At 56.7% G+C, this 13253-nt stretch carries 6 protein-coding genes and 3 pseudogenes; 7 read left to right on the top strand and 2 right to left on the bottom strand.

The genetic code is table 11. The features are described from left to right. Positions 1-20 precede the first annotated feature (20 nt). Positions 21-2693 carry a pyruvate dehydrogenase (acetyl-transferring), homodimeric type gene (gene aceE / locus HDE78_RS09215; RefSeq protein WP_179478550.1) on the bottom strand — a complete coding sequence of 891 codons (2673 nt, stop codon included), beginning with the start codon at positions 2691-2693 and terminating at the stop codon, positions 21-23. A 160-nt stretch (positions 2694-2853) separates the two neighbouring features. Here aceE and HDE78_RS09210 point away from each other — a divergent pair, with 160 nt between their 5' ends. Then, entirely contained in the window at positions 2854-3306 is a 453-nt protein-coding gene (locus tag HDE78_RS09210) for a MarR family transcriptional regulator (RefSeq protein WP_179478548.1), read from the top strand. Positions 3307-3424: 118 nt separating this feature from the next. Continuing rightward, positions 3425-4562: pseudogene (locus tag HDE78_RS09205) on the top strand (IS3 family transposase). Positions 4563-4625: 63 nt separating this feature from the next. On the opposite strand, the gene HDE78_RS09200 reads toward HDE78_RS09205, so the two are convergent. After that, a complete protein-coding gene (locus tag HDE78_RS09200) occupies positions 4626-5336 on the bottom strand; it encodes a 4'-phosphopantetheinyl transferase superfamily protein (RefSeq protein ID WP_179478545.1) in 711 nt (236 codons plus the stop codon). 273 nt (positions 5337-5609) lie between these two features. On the opposite strand from HDE78_RS09200, the pseudogene HDE78_RS09195 reads away from it, so the two are divergent. The 5 genes and pseudogenes from HDE78_RS09195 to HDE78_RS09175 all read left to right on the top strand — a co-directional run. After that, positions 5610-6567 (top strand): annotated as a pseudogene (locus HDE78_RS09195) (IS1595 family transposase). A gap of 177 nt (positions 6568-6744) precedes the next feature. Further along, a pseudogene (gene tnpA / locus HDE78_RS09190) lies at positions 6745-7073 on the top strand (IS200/IS605 family transposase). Positions 7074-7332: 259 nt separating this feature from the next. Then, a complete protein-coding gene (locus HDE78_RS09185; RefSeq protein WP_179478543.1) occupies positions 7333-8694 on the top strand; it encodes a serine hydrolase domain-containing protein in 1362 nt (453 codons plus the stop codon). Positions 8695-8972: 278 nt separating this feature from the next. Further along, positions 8973-10628 carry a cyclic peptide export ABC transporter gene (locus HDE78_RS09180; RefSeq protein ID WP_179478541.1) on the top strand — a complete coding sequence of 552 codons (1656 nt, stop codon included), beginning with the start codon at positions 8973-8975 and terminating at the stop codon, positions 10626-10628. A gap of 166 nt (positions 10629-10794) precedes the next feature. Further along, the coding region (locus tag HDE78_RS09175; RefSeq protein ID WP_255457728.1) for a condensation domain-containing protein at positions 10795-13253 on the top strand (2459 nt) is incomplete at its 3' end.

Here is a 13253-nt window from a genome sequence, read left to right as displayed (position 1 = left end):
GGTCATCACCGCGACCCGCATCATGCTGCTGCTGGATCGGTCTTTTCGGGGTCGATGCCGAACGCTTGGATGGCATTTGCGACAAGGGAGCGAGGCAGCTGTCCGTCATCCGCGAGAGCCTTTAGCGCTGCCAAGGCCACGAAGTGCCGATCAACTTCGAAGAAGGTTCGCAGAGACGACCGTGTATCAGAGCGGCCGAAGCCATCCGTGCCCAGCGCAACGAAACGGCGGCCATGGATGAAAGGGCGGATCTGGTCACTCACGATCTTCATGTAGTCGGTAGCTACAATCACTGGCCCCGGGTGGCCAGCAAGGCATGTCTGCACGTAGGGAACGCGTGGCTCGGCTTCCGGGTGGAGCATGTTCCAGCGCTCTGCGGCCAAGCCATCGCGACGAACCTCAGTGAGACTGGTCGCACTCCAGATATCGCTCAGAACCCCGTAGTTATTCGCAAGGAGATCGGCTGCCGCCAACACCTCGTTGAGGATGGCGCCGCTACCCATTAGCTGCACTCGCGGTGTTTTCTTCGATGCGTTGCTACCTTCGCGCAGCAGATAGAGTCCCTTGAGAATGCCGTCTTCCACGCCATCCGGCATAGCCGGGTGGGGGTAGTTCTCGTTGAGGATCGTGATGTAGTAGTAGATGTCTTCCTGCTGCACGAACATGCGGCGCATGCCATCCTGCACGATGACGGCAAGTTCGTAAGCAAATGTAGGGTCGTACGAGATACAGCTGGGAATGACTGACGACAGCACGTGGCTATGGCCGTCATCATGCTGCAAGCCCTCGCCCATTAGGGTCGTTCGCCCAGACGTCGCGCCTAGCAGGAAGCCGCGCGTCCTAGCATCGGCGGCCGCCCATGCCAGATCGCCTACGCGCTGCAATCCGAACATCGAATAGAAGATGTAGAACGGAATCGTGGTTAGAGCATGATTGCTGTAAGACGTTCCTGCCGCGATCCATGACGAAATGGCGCCCGATTCGTTGATGCCTTCTTGAAGAATCTGCCCATCCTTGGCTTCCTTGTAATAGCTCAGCTGTCCCGCATCCTGCGGGGTGTAAAGCTGTCCCAGATAAGAGTGGATACCAATCTGGCGGAATAACCCCTCCATGCCGAAAGTGCGCGATTCATCCGGAACGATAGGGATTATGAGCTTGCCAAGATTAGGGTCTTTCAGCAGCGTACTGAGGATGCGTACAAACGCCATGGTGGTGGACTGCCCGCGCTCGCCGCTTCCCTTCAAGAGGCTGTCGAAAGTCGATAGCGCCGGAATAGGCAGTGAAGGTGTCTCATGCAAGCGTGCAGGTAACTGGCCGCCTAGGGCGCTTCGCCGCTTCGCGAAATAACGTGCCTCTTCGCTGTCCGCTGCAGGCCTTAGATAAGGCATCTCTTCCAGTTGTGCATCGGTGATAGGAAGGGCGAAGCGGTCACGGAAGGCTCGCACCGCGTCCATGCTCATCTTCTTCAACTGGTGATTGATGTTCTGACCCTCGCCTGCCTCACCCATGCCAAAGCCCTTCACGGTCTTGGCCAGGATCACGGTGGGACGCCCGCTGATACTCATTGCCTGTGAATAAGCGGCATAAACCTTCACAGGGTCGTGGCCGCCGCGCGTGAGCTTCCAAATGTCGTCGTCGGACATGTCAGCGACCAGTTGAAGCAATTCAGGGTACTTGCCGAAAAAATGCTCGCGGACATAGGCGCCATTCTGGGACTTGAACGTCTGGTACTCGCCGTCAACGCATTCCATCATGCGTTGTCGAAGAAGGCCGCTCGTATCCTTCGCTAAGAGGGCATCCCATCCGCCGCCCCAGATGACCTTGATGACGTTCCAGCCGGCCGCATGGAAGGTTCCTTCCAACTCTTGGATTACCTTGCTATTGCCGCGCACCGGGCCGTCAAGGCGCTGCAGATTGCAATTGACGACAAAGATTAGATTGTCGAGTCGTTCACGGCCGGCGACGGAAATTGCTGCGAGCGATTCAGGTTGATCCATTTCGCCATCACCGACGAAGGCCCAGACCTTGCGGCCTTGGTGCTTCTTCAGGCCGCGATACTCCAAGTAGCGCATATAACGAGCCTGGTAGGCTGCGGTCAGCGGCCCCAGTCCCATGGACACGGTGGGAAATTGCCAGAAGTCGGGCATCAGGCGTGGATGCGGATAGGAGGACAATCCTGCGGCCGTCGTTTCGCGTCGGAAGTTGTCCATCACTGCGTCGTTAAAGCGGCCTTCGACAAACGCCCGGCCATAGATGCCCGGTGCGGAGTGGCCCTGGACATACACCATGTCGCCGTCAAATGTATCGGTGCGACCGCGGAAAAAATGATCGAATCCCACGTCATAAAGTACGGCGGCAGATTGATAGGTGGCGATATGGCCGCCGACGTTGGAATGCTTGCCGGCCCGCAGCACCACCACCATCGCATTCCAGCGAATGTAAGCATTGAGTCGGCGCTCGACAGCGAGGTCACCTGGATAATCGGGTTGCCGTTCCCGTGCAATCGTATTCACGTACGCCGTCGTTGCCCTGCCATGAAGATCACCATGGCGGCTGACGTCGTAGTCGCTTAACTGGTCCATTAAGTAATGCGCGCGAGCCCGCCCATCCGTTTTTGTCACAGCCTCGAGTGCCTCGACCCATTCGCGAGTTTCCTCCGGATCAATGTCGGGCTGCACGAAAGGTTGATTCATGGATATCTCCGAATAACAAGATGGGCCTGACCGCGAGGCGACGGTAGGGCAGCAAGGGTCCAAAGGAATGCGGCATACGATTGCAAGTGCAATCGATACTGCACGATCATGCCGCGATATAATTGCGATTGCAACTCATCAGGTACGGGAGGCACTGCATATGGCTAGCAAGGAGCCGGATCTCTGGTTTTCTTTTGTGCGCTCGCATCGCGCGTTGATTCGGGAAATTGAGCGTCGACTGGCCGAGGCGAGCTTGCCCGCCTACGCGTGGTATGACGCACTGTGGGGAGTGGAAAGCGGCAAGGGCGGCACACGTCGCATGCACGAGCTTGCCGACGCGCTAGTTATTGAGCGTTACAACCTCACTCGCCTGGTTGATCGCCTAGAACATGAGGGGCTTGTAACGCGCGCAAGGTCGCCCGAGGATGGGCGTGCGGCCTATGTCACGATCACGGACGCTGGGCGATCCCTACGCAAGCGCATGTGGAAGATCTATGAGTCAACCGTGGCTGATCTTTTCCTCATCCAGTTCGACGAGACGTCACAGCGTAAGGTTTCGGAGGCTCTTGACCGAGCCACGCTAGCTGCACTGCAGTCCCAGAGCACGCGATAGAAGCGGTGCGTCAAAAAGCTCGCCCTTCAAAGCCCAATGAGATGTGAGGAAATATCGGGTTCACCCCCGATTTCACTGACACTTACGAGAAGGCCGATGAAGGCCGATAGGAGTGTTCATGTCGAAGCGAAGAAAGTTCAGTGTGGAGTTCAAGCGTGGTGCGCTTGAACAAGCGAGCCAACCGGGCGTCGGTTGTGCCCAGGGGGGGGGGGGGGGCTCGTGAGCTGGGGATCCGGGACAACCTGTTGACGCGCTGGAAGCGTTGCCAGCACGGGCACGCCACGGGATGAGGAGCTGGCGCGTTTGAAGCGCGAGCTGACGCGAGTGAAGAAGGAACGAGATTTTTTGCGCGAAGCGGCGACGTTCTTTGCCAAGGGATCATCCTGAGATATCGGGTGATCGAACGTTACCGCGATGAGTTACCGATCCGGCTGATGTGCCGTTGCCTGCGGGTATCGGCCAGCGGTATTACGAATGGAGCCGGCGCCTGCCTCGCGCCGGCCAGCTCGACAATGCACGTTTGCTGGGGCGTATGTGTGAGCTGCACGAAGACGGCCGAGGCGCGTTGGGTGCCGGCCGGATGCAGGAAGACCTGGCCGATGAAGGTCGGCGGGTCGGCCTGAACCGCGTGGCTCGGTTGATGGCCGCTGATGGCTTGCAGTGTTGGCCGCGCCCGAAGCGTCGGGGGAATGCGAGCAGGGCCGGCACTCACACTGCCAGGCGTGCGCAACCGGCTGGAACGGGACTTCACCGCATTGGAGCCGGAAACCAAATGGGTCACGGACATCAACGAGATTAAAACCGGGGAAGGCAAGCTTTATCTATGCGTCGTCTTGGACTTGTTCGACCATCGGGTGGTGGGTTGGTCGATGCACCATCGGCAAGATCGGCAGATGGTGATCCGGGTCGTACAGACGGCTGTATGGCAGCGACAGCAAAACGAACCGGTGATCCTGCATTCGGATAGAGGTAGTCAGTTCAGAAGCGGTGATTATCGGAAGTATTTGCTGGCCAACGCGCTGGTGTGCTCGATGAGCGCGGTTGGCCACTGCGGCGATAACGCTGCTTGCGAGGGCTTCTTCGGCCTGCTCCAGCGCGAACGGATTTATCGCATGACCTATCCAACACTCGATACCCCAAGAGCGGATGTGTTCGAATACATCGAGCGCTTCCATAACCCAAGAATGCGGGGAAGGACCGCCAGGCAGGATTTGAAGTTTTCCACCCTTTTACAACCGTCCGTGATTTCGGGGTAGAACCCTAATCATGGCAACTATCTTCGTCTAAAGACTGATCCAGGGGGAATAAGATCATGGCAATCACCACGCGCAACTAGTCAGGATCGTGTATTGGTCCATTTGCACGTAACCCACGGCGAATTTCATGCCGCTTGGTATATTCTCGGCAAGTGGCTGCGTCACTTCTACTTTAAGTTCGCTGCCCCCGATTCCGCAGTCAACGATCCTTACTGCGCTGAAATCGAAAAATCGACCGACTGTAGCAGCTGTGGCCTTATAGAAACTCTCTTTAGCGGAAAAGGCTAATGTGAGCGCGAATGCCCAGCCTAATCTTCTAGCGATTGTTGTCAGCGGTGCTAGCTCAGTTGCGTCAATCGCCGTTGCGAGGAGAGCTTCGAGCTCTGCAGGCGTAACAATGTGCTCAATGTCGATGCCTACCCCTTGCACTCTACAGGTGCGCATCGCCACGGCAACCGCGATACTCGAGGTATGGGAAATGCTCCCGGTATAGCCAGGCGGCCATGCTGGAGCGCGTCTTTGGCCGATGGGTAGATCAAGCGCACTTGACCCCTGCTCACGGAGTGCGGCTATTGCAGCGCGACGGCCAGCCAAGTACTCCGCCTGACGTTTGGGTAAACTTCGTAGAACTGAAAGTGGGCAGGCAATTCCATATTCGTCAAAGTTGGCTTCCGTATGCGTTGCGTCAAATGGCAGCACAAAAGCTGGTGGAATACTTACCGGGAAATTTTCGAAGGCAACGCGGCGCATACCCGAAACAGCATCAATAGTCATTGGATTTTTGCTTCGCGATAGATCGGCGCGGCGTCACAAAAGGTTTGGATAGTATAGCAGCGCGAGAGCGCTTCCCTTAGCTGAGCTACAACAGGGTCCAGTTGATGACGTTGTTTGCGCTGGCAACGTACAATTTACTCTGTTTGTTATAACTGAAGACTAAAGTCCTTCTTTGAACTTTCCTGATTAGCCTCGGCCCTCAGCCGTCCGTCGCGTGAATTGCGACAGCAGCAGCGGACGATACCGCTATCTTCGAGATGGAGGTTGAGCGCCATCGCCATGAATCTTGTGCAGTTCCAACCGGGCCTGTCGATGGTGGAGTTCACGCAATACGGCACCGAAACGAAGTGCTATCGCGCACTGTATCGGGCGCGCTGACCGCGGCTTCCGCTGCCTGGTCTGCAACGAGCGCCGGCGTTGTCGGTTTCACCGCGGCCTGCAGGTCTACTACCAGCACCGCGTTTACCGGCACCAGACCACCCTGCTCAGCGGCGCGATCTTCCAGGCGACCAAGCTGCCGCTGCATACCTGGATGCTGGCCCTCCACCTGCTGACCGCGACCAAGACCAACATGGCGACGCCGGAGCTGATGCGGCATCTGGGTGTGAACTACAAGGCGGCCTGGCGCATCAAGTAAAAGATCATGCAGTCGATGACTGAGCGCGAGGCATCGCGCCAGTTGTCCGGCTTTGTGCAGATCGACGACGCCTATCTGTGCGGCGAGCGCAACGGTGGCAAGCCGGGTCGCGGCTCGGAGAACAAACAGGTGTTCCTGATTGCCGTAGAGACCGATGTCGGTCTGGAGCATCCGGTACATGCCGTCATCGAGCCGGTACGTAGCTTCGACGATGACAGCATCAAGGACTGGCGGGCACGTCATCCGGCGCCCGACGCCGAGGTCTTCAGTGACGGCTTGCGTTGCTTTCGCCGCTTTGTCGATGCCGGACATGCCCGCACCGTACTGGAGACCGCCGGCGGACGCGCCGCCTGCGAGGTACGCGGCGCGCGTTGGGTAAACGTGCTGCTGGGCAACGTCAAGCGCGCCATCAGCGGGAGCCACCACGCTATCCGCCAGGGCAAATACGCGCGGCGCTATCTGGCTGAAGCCGCCTACCGCTTCAACCGCCGGTTCTGTCTGTGTGAGATGGTGCCGCGCTTGGCGCTTGCATTGATGGTGTGCAAGCCAGATCCGGAGCCGGTTCTACGCAGGTCGAGCAATTTTCATGGCTGAGGATAAGTGTTAAACCAATCGGGAGTTCCGCCGGCTCTGCCGGGTAGGCAGTAGAAGTTTGACGATCGGAGAAACTCCGATTCGTGAGCCGCCAAGCACACGAGAGGAGAATCACCGATGGACGAGTACGAAAGCTTAAACCACACGCAATAGGAGTGCCTGTATCACGGGGTGTTCATGTCGAAATGTCGTCGTCGAACGTTGTACGTCGAGCTTCGAAAGTATCTTGGAGAGGTGTTTCGCCGGTTGGCGGAGCAGAAGAAAGCCGCGTGCAGGAAGGCCATTTGATGCTGGATCACGTACATATGATGCTGTGCATTCCACCAAAGTATACGATGTCGTGGGTGGTGGGCTTCATCAGGGGAAAGAGCGCGATCCATCTGGCGCAAGTGTACGGCCAGCGCAAGCGTAACTTCGTGGGGTAGAGCTTTTGGGCGCGAGGGTATTTCGTCTCGACCGTGGGTTGAGACAAATAGATGATCCGAGCGTACATCCGCAATCAATAGACAGAGAATTGGCGGTTGGAGCAGCTTCAATTACTGAGGTAGGCCTGCCACCGTCGGGTGGCCATACCAGAGGGGCCGCGTCAGCGACCCCGTCCAAGCCGCTTCGAGCGGCTCATACAACTACAGCCCCCAGCTTTGCCCGGGGATACTTACTCAGGTAAGCTTTTCCACGGTGTCTTGGGAGAGGCTATTCCAAGCACACCTCCGTTCTTGCCAAGTCCCTACAGGAAAATGGATGAGATTCGCATGGCGACCATGGATGTTTGCGCTCATTTGCGCGGTTTCTTCGACTGCTTCGGCGCGCGCCATGCATCGCGACATGGACGCATTTCTACGAGCCAACTTTCCCGACACGGAGCCAGGTGCATCGGTAATTGTCGTCAAGGACGGCAAGGTATTGTTTCGGCGCGCATACGGACTTGCCGATGTCGAACTGAAGGTGCGGTCGGATCCTTCTATGGTTTACTGCATAGGGTCCCTCACGAAGCAATTCACCGCTGTTGCGATCCTAAAGCTGGTTAGCGAGGGCAAGATTTCTCTCTCCGAAGACTTCCGAGCCTACCTTCCAGATTATCCGAAGGTTGGTCCACGAGTTACGATTGAGCAGTTGCTAAATCAGACCTCTGGCGTGAAAAACTTCGTCGAGCTCAGCACATGGCGACAAACCATGCAGAAAGAGCTGGATCTCGACCGCTTAATTGATTTTTTTAAAGCTGTTCCTCTCGACTTCATGCCGGGTGATGCGTGGCATTACAGTAATTCGAATTACGTTTTGCTGGGTGCTGTTATCGAGCGAGTTTCTGGGCTTCGATATGGTGATTTCATGCGCACTAAGCTGTTTCTTCCGCTAGGCATGAAGCATACGGTCTACGCTGAAGGCGGTGAGATAGTTCAGGGATCGATGCGTGGGTATGCCCGGCGTCTTGGGCGACTGGTTGACGCGCAATACGTAAGTACCACTCAACTCTACTCTGCCGCCGGCGTACGTTCTTCGGTCGACGATCTAGCTCTTTGGAATACCAGCCTTGAGAGCGGAAAGGTCATACCTCTTACCTTGATGAACAAGGCTTGGACTTCAGGACGACTAAACGACGGCACGGCGACAGGCTATGGGTTCGGCTGGGCGATCTGGCAATGGCAAAACCGGAAGGTCGTCGGCCATGACGGAAATATCTTCGGCTTTCTCTCTTCCATGGTTCGTGTTCCGAGCGACAATTTGTTTGTAGCGGTGCTCGCTAACTCCACGAATAGCACAGTGTCGCCGAACGACATTAGCATGAAGTTGGCCGCGCTAGCGCTTGGCATAGAGCCGGCGCAACCGAAACGCATTCCTGTGGCCAACGAGATTATGGACCGGTACGTTGGATCTTACCGGGGTGGCAAAAGTGAAAACTGGCGAGTCCGCCGTGTTGGTGATCAGCTCGAACTCCAGCGAAACGATGACGAATGGGACAAGGTATTCGCGATTGGTCGGGATACGTTTTTAGTTGAAAAGAGCCATGATCGCGTCACGTTCGTCGACATTCTAAGTGGTCGCTCATCAAAAATCGTAGTTGAGGGTAATTTTTCCGGTATTGAGCGAGCGACTCGCATTGTTGCAACAGACACGGACCTCAAGTAATCGTGTGAAGAAAAGTTAAAGTTCAAGAACTGCGCGTTCACGTCACATAATTTGAGAAATATGGTGATAACCTCGCAGGGACGACGCTTCGATGTGAGCGGCGTCTCGCTTACAATCAATAACGATGTCTTTGTTGAACGCCTCTAAGGCTGAGCCGAATGGGAGCGTTGGGTCATCTTCGCGGCGCCTCGTTCGTCAAAGACGGGACATCGCTCGAGACCATTAATTTCAATAAAGTGCTCACGGAACGACTAAGAACATGACGGAGCGATTGTTCAATGTTTATTGGAGCTTTTCTGGTAAGACACCGATCACGCCTTATCATCAGTGCGGTATTGTCACTGATCAATGCGGCGCTCACTTTTTTGCTCTTGATGCTGATCAATCGGATTGTCGCAGTAGGTGTCAAGCAAGTTGCGCCTATGGATCTGCTGAGCGGTGTGGGTTGCTTAGTGGGGCTGCTTTGCGTGGGTTTCGCATCGCAGTCGCTGCTTGCTCATCTAGGCGGCGAAATGGTGGCCGATCTTCGATCCGAGTTGTCGAGCCGATTCATCCGCGTCGAATATGAGCGGTTGCGGGAATACAAATCGCCGATATTGGGATCTTTGATCGAAGACATCGGCCGCATTGCACCGTTAGCGCTGATCGTGCCTCAGCTTGCTTATCAAGCGCTTTTGGTTGTCTTATATTGCGGCTACATGGTTGCTATTTCGCCGTTGCTTTTCGCGGTGCTCGCATCGTTTATCTCACTTGTTGCTTTTGCTTCTGTAATCTTTTCCTCTGCAATCGGAAAAGCCTTCGATGCGCACCGCGAATCCGAAGAGGCCGTCTTCGACTGCTTTCGCGCAATCAGCGATGGAAAGAAAGAAATGTCGGTGAGCTCGCCGCGCGCTGAGCACTTCACCGGTTCGGTGCTTAAGCCAGCCATTGCGGCAGCACGAGTGACGATGGTCGCTGCGCATATTCGCGTCGGGTTCAATAATGCTTGGTCGGTGACTGTCTCGTATGCTTCGGTCTTCGCCATTGCGTATACCGGTCGCGCCCTATTTCACTTAACCGACAACGTTCTTACCCACTTCGTCGTTGTGGCGTTGTTCTTGATGGGGCCCATCGCCTTCGTTACCCAGATGGCTCAACAAGTGGCCACGGGTATGGCAAGCGTACGGCATCTAAACCGATTGGGCTTAATTCTCGAAACATCTATCACTACACCGGTGGCTTCGGCTTCGGAGTTGCTCAACGATTGCTGGGAACAACTTGTGCTGCAAGGCGTGCGTTATGTGCATCCTTCCAGTGCCAGCGACGGTTATGAACTCGGCCCGCTGGATTTGACCATCCGTCGTGGCGAGACCTTATTCCTGGTCGGCGGCAACGGTGGAGGTAAGTCGACTCTCCTTCTCTTGCTATGCGGCCTGCTTACTCCGACCGCTGGGCAGATACTCATCGACGGTGTGCCGGTGCGAAATAATATCGCCGCTTACCGTCGACTTTTCGCTGGCGTGTTCGGCGATTTTCATCTTTTCGCGGACGTAGTGAACGATCAAGGTCACTCGGTCGATGACGATACCGTCGCAGCATGGTTACACGCTCTGATGCTTGGCGACAAAGTCTCATCCTCGCAAGGGCGGCTTTCCGAGCTTTCTCTATCGACTGGTCAACGCAAGCGTCTTGCTTTGCTGCAAACGCAGGCTCAAGACCGCACGATCTACTTCTTCGATGAATGGGCCGCTGATCAAGACGCCCATTTTCGTAATCACTTCTATCGATCAATTCTTCCTACGATGAAGCGCATGGGGAAGACGCTCATCGTGATCTCCCACGACGACCGCTACTTCGACGCAGCCGACCGCGTTGTCAAATTGGATAGCGGACGCATCGTAGCAACCGACTTCAATGCCGCCGCAGAGCGAGGAGAGCCGGCGGAAGCCATCTGATCGAAAGGGAAAGCCCTATGCGGGCAGACAGGCTTTGATGGATTCGAATTAGAGATCAACAACCATGAGCGTAATTGCACCGACGGATCGATGTGCCGGCCACTCAGTGTCGATTGGACGTTTACCGCTTTCATCCGCTCAGATGGAACTATGGGTCGCCCAATTGATGACACCCGATCGTTCTTTCTCGATCGGAGCTTACGCAGACGTCGAGGGTTTCGTCGATGCGTCTTTGTTGAATGACATGGTGGCTCAGGTTATTGCGGCTAATCCGGCGCTGCGTTCTCGCGTCGAGGTCATTGATGAAGATGTCGGTATCGTCGGCTTGCCTGTACCGAGCTGCCCATTGCTCACGCTCGAAGTTGCCAGCAGGGACGAGGCGATATCCTGGATATCGCACGACATGTCGACAGCACGTTCGCCCGAGGCGGCCGACCTATCACGCTTCGTGTTATTGCGATGGGCTCCAAACCGATACGTCTGGTATCAGTGCTATCACCACCTCTTTATCGATGGTCGTAGCGTCGCGTTAGTCGCACGCGATATCGGCGCGCGATACGCAGCACACCGGAGTGACGCGGGTAACACGTCCCATGAAGATCCGATTCGCGCGGATGCCGTGGTTACCGACTCCCTATCATTTGCGCCGCCGCGCAGCTCCGATGCATCGTTCTGGCGAGACTATCTCGCAGGTTCGTTCGACGCATCGACACTTCAGCGCCGCTATTGGCCCTCCACCGACACGCTGGACCGAGCTGCCTACGAGCGCCGATGGGATGGCAAGGAGCGGCTGAAGTTGGTCGCCTCTCGGCACGGTGTGCCTGAGTCGAGCGTGTGGATGGCGATCGTCGTATCGATCCTTCGCTCACTTGTCGATTGCGACGATCTTCAGCTCAGCCTGCCAGTGGCCGGGGTCTCAAGACAGGCTCGATCCGTGGTTGGCATGGCATCCAATATCGTGCCGCTCCGCGTGCAGGTCGCGCCTGCGATCGGCATCGTTGCACTTGCGCAGCAACTGGCGCAAGGCATGCGCCGTATCGTGCGGCGGCAGTCGTATCGTGGCGAGGCCATTCGTAGGGAACACGGCCTTGGCAGCGGATGGTTCGGACCCGCGATCAATGTCATGGATTTCGATTGCGGCCCGGCGTTTCCGGGCTGCCAGTTTGTCTGGCATACGCCGACGATCGGGCCGTTCGACGACCTCAGCATCGCAGTGGTCGATTACGGCGATGGCATGTCTTCGCAGATACTGCTGAGCGACGACACGGGCGGCCATACACAATCCCAGCTCGCCGCTTATGCCGATGCCATGGTCGCCGTGGCCGAGCGTCTTCTGCACGACGACGATCCGACGGTGGCCGATCTGCCCGACATTTGGTGCCCGTCAGTCAACGCTGTCTTGGCAACGACACCGTACGCCTTGCGCAGGCGCAAAGGCGATGGCGGTTTTCTTCAGTGGACGACGCGTGCGGATGTGCATGCGATGTTCCAAGCTGTCGTCCTCGATGAGCATGCCGATAACACGTTTCCATGGCCTCGTATCGCCTTCGGTGAAAGCGCCATCAGCGTCACGCGGGTAGTGTCGTTGAACGAGCGTGCATGGCATCCACCCGGGCATTTACTCGCGGTAACGGACGAAGGATGGACGGTCGCCACAGGCGACGGCGATATCCTGTTGAGTGGATTTCTCGGTGAGGACTTGCAGCCCGAACATCCTTCGGCCGCTTCGCATCGGTTCGGACTTTATCCCGGTGATCGTTTGCCGGAAGGTGTCGCGGCAACGCCCGGCACCTCATGCTTCGCGCTTGCTTCAATCCACGATGCCGAACCGTTTTGGGCAGCGCGATTGGCTCGCTACCGTTCGCAGCGCATTCCCGGCCTTGCGATGGACGAAGCCGGTTCGACGCAACACGTAACAGCGTGGTGCGATTTACCGGAGCGCGCGCGTAATCGGAATGGATACGGCGTCGATGTTTTTGTGGCGGCGCTCGCTGCTTACATTTCGCGTGCGACCGGTGAAACAGCCATACAGATGGGGTGGCGAGTTGAATCGCACGCGTCGACCGGCGATCTCGTCGCTTCGTTGGCAAAATGCGTCCCGCTGGAAATCGAGGTCGATTATTCGTCGACGCTGGACGAACTCGCGCAGCTCGCGGCAGCCGAGCGAGCATGCGTGACAGGTCATGCTTCGTATTTTATCGAGCTTCCCGTTCGGCATCCTTTGTGCCGAGCGAATGCCGCTTTGCGTCGCGCGCAACCGTGGCAGGTTGGTATCTGCATCGCGTTGGCCGACGAACAGCCATTGGCAAACCTGATTACAGGGCGTGAGCTCACGCTCCAGATCTGTCTGGCAAGTATGTGTTATCGATGGATTATTGCCGGTGATCATGCGGATCGTGCCTCGGTCCACTTCGTCACCGAAGGCGTGGAGCGTCTGTTGCATGAAGGCTTGGAGCAGGCACACGTCGCTGTGCCGGTCGCTCAGTTACCGCTACTCGGTGCGCGCGAATCACGATACGTCATTGAGCATCTGAACGCGACCACAGCGGTGTATCCCGAAGGGCGATGTCTGCACGAGCTGTTCGAGTTGCAAGTAGCGCGGGTACCGCAGGCGCACGCCCTGAT

This window comes from Rhodanobacter sp. K2T2 (assembly GCF_013408815.1).
Lineage (GTDB): Bacteria > Pseudomonadota > Gammaproteobacteria > Xanthomonadales > Rhodanobacteraceae > Rhodanobacter.
The sequence above is the reverse complement of the archived record's forward strand: the minus strand, read 5'-3'. Positions and strand labels throughout refer to the sequence as shown.

Bases quoted from the DNA above. Each gene is read 5' to 3' on its own strand.
- aceE (WP_179478550.1), bottom strand. From the start codon at position 2,693: ATGAATCAACCTTTCGTGCAGCCCGACATTGATCCGGAGGAAACTCGC.
- HDE78_RS09210 (WP_179478548.1), top strand. From the start codon at position 2,854: ATGGCTAGCAAGGAGCCGGATCTCTGGTTTTCTTTTGTGCGCTCGCAT.
- HDE78_RS09200 (WP_179478545.1), bottom strand. From the start codon at position 5,336: ATGACTATTGATGCTGTTTCGGGTATGCGCCGCGTTGCCTTCGAAAAT.
- HDE78_RS09185 (WP_179478543.1), top strand. From the start codon at position 7,333: ATGTTTGCGCTCATTTGCGCGGTTTCTTCGACTGCTTCGGCGCGCGCC.
- HDE78_RS09180 (WP_179478541.1), top strand. From the start codon at position 8,973: ATGTTTATTGGAGCTTTTCTGGTAAGACACCGATCACGCCTTATCATC.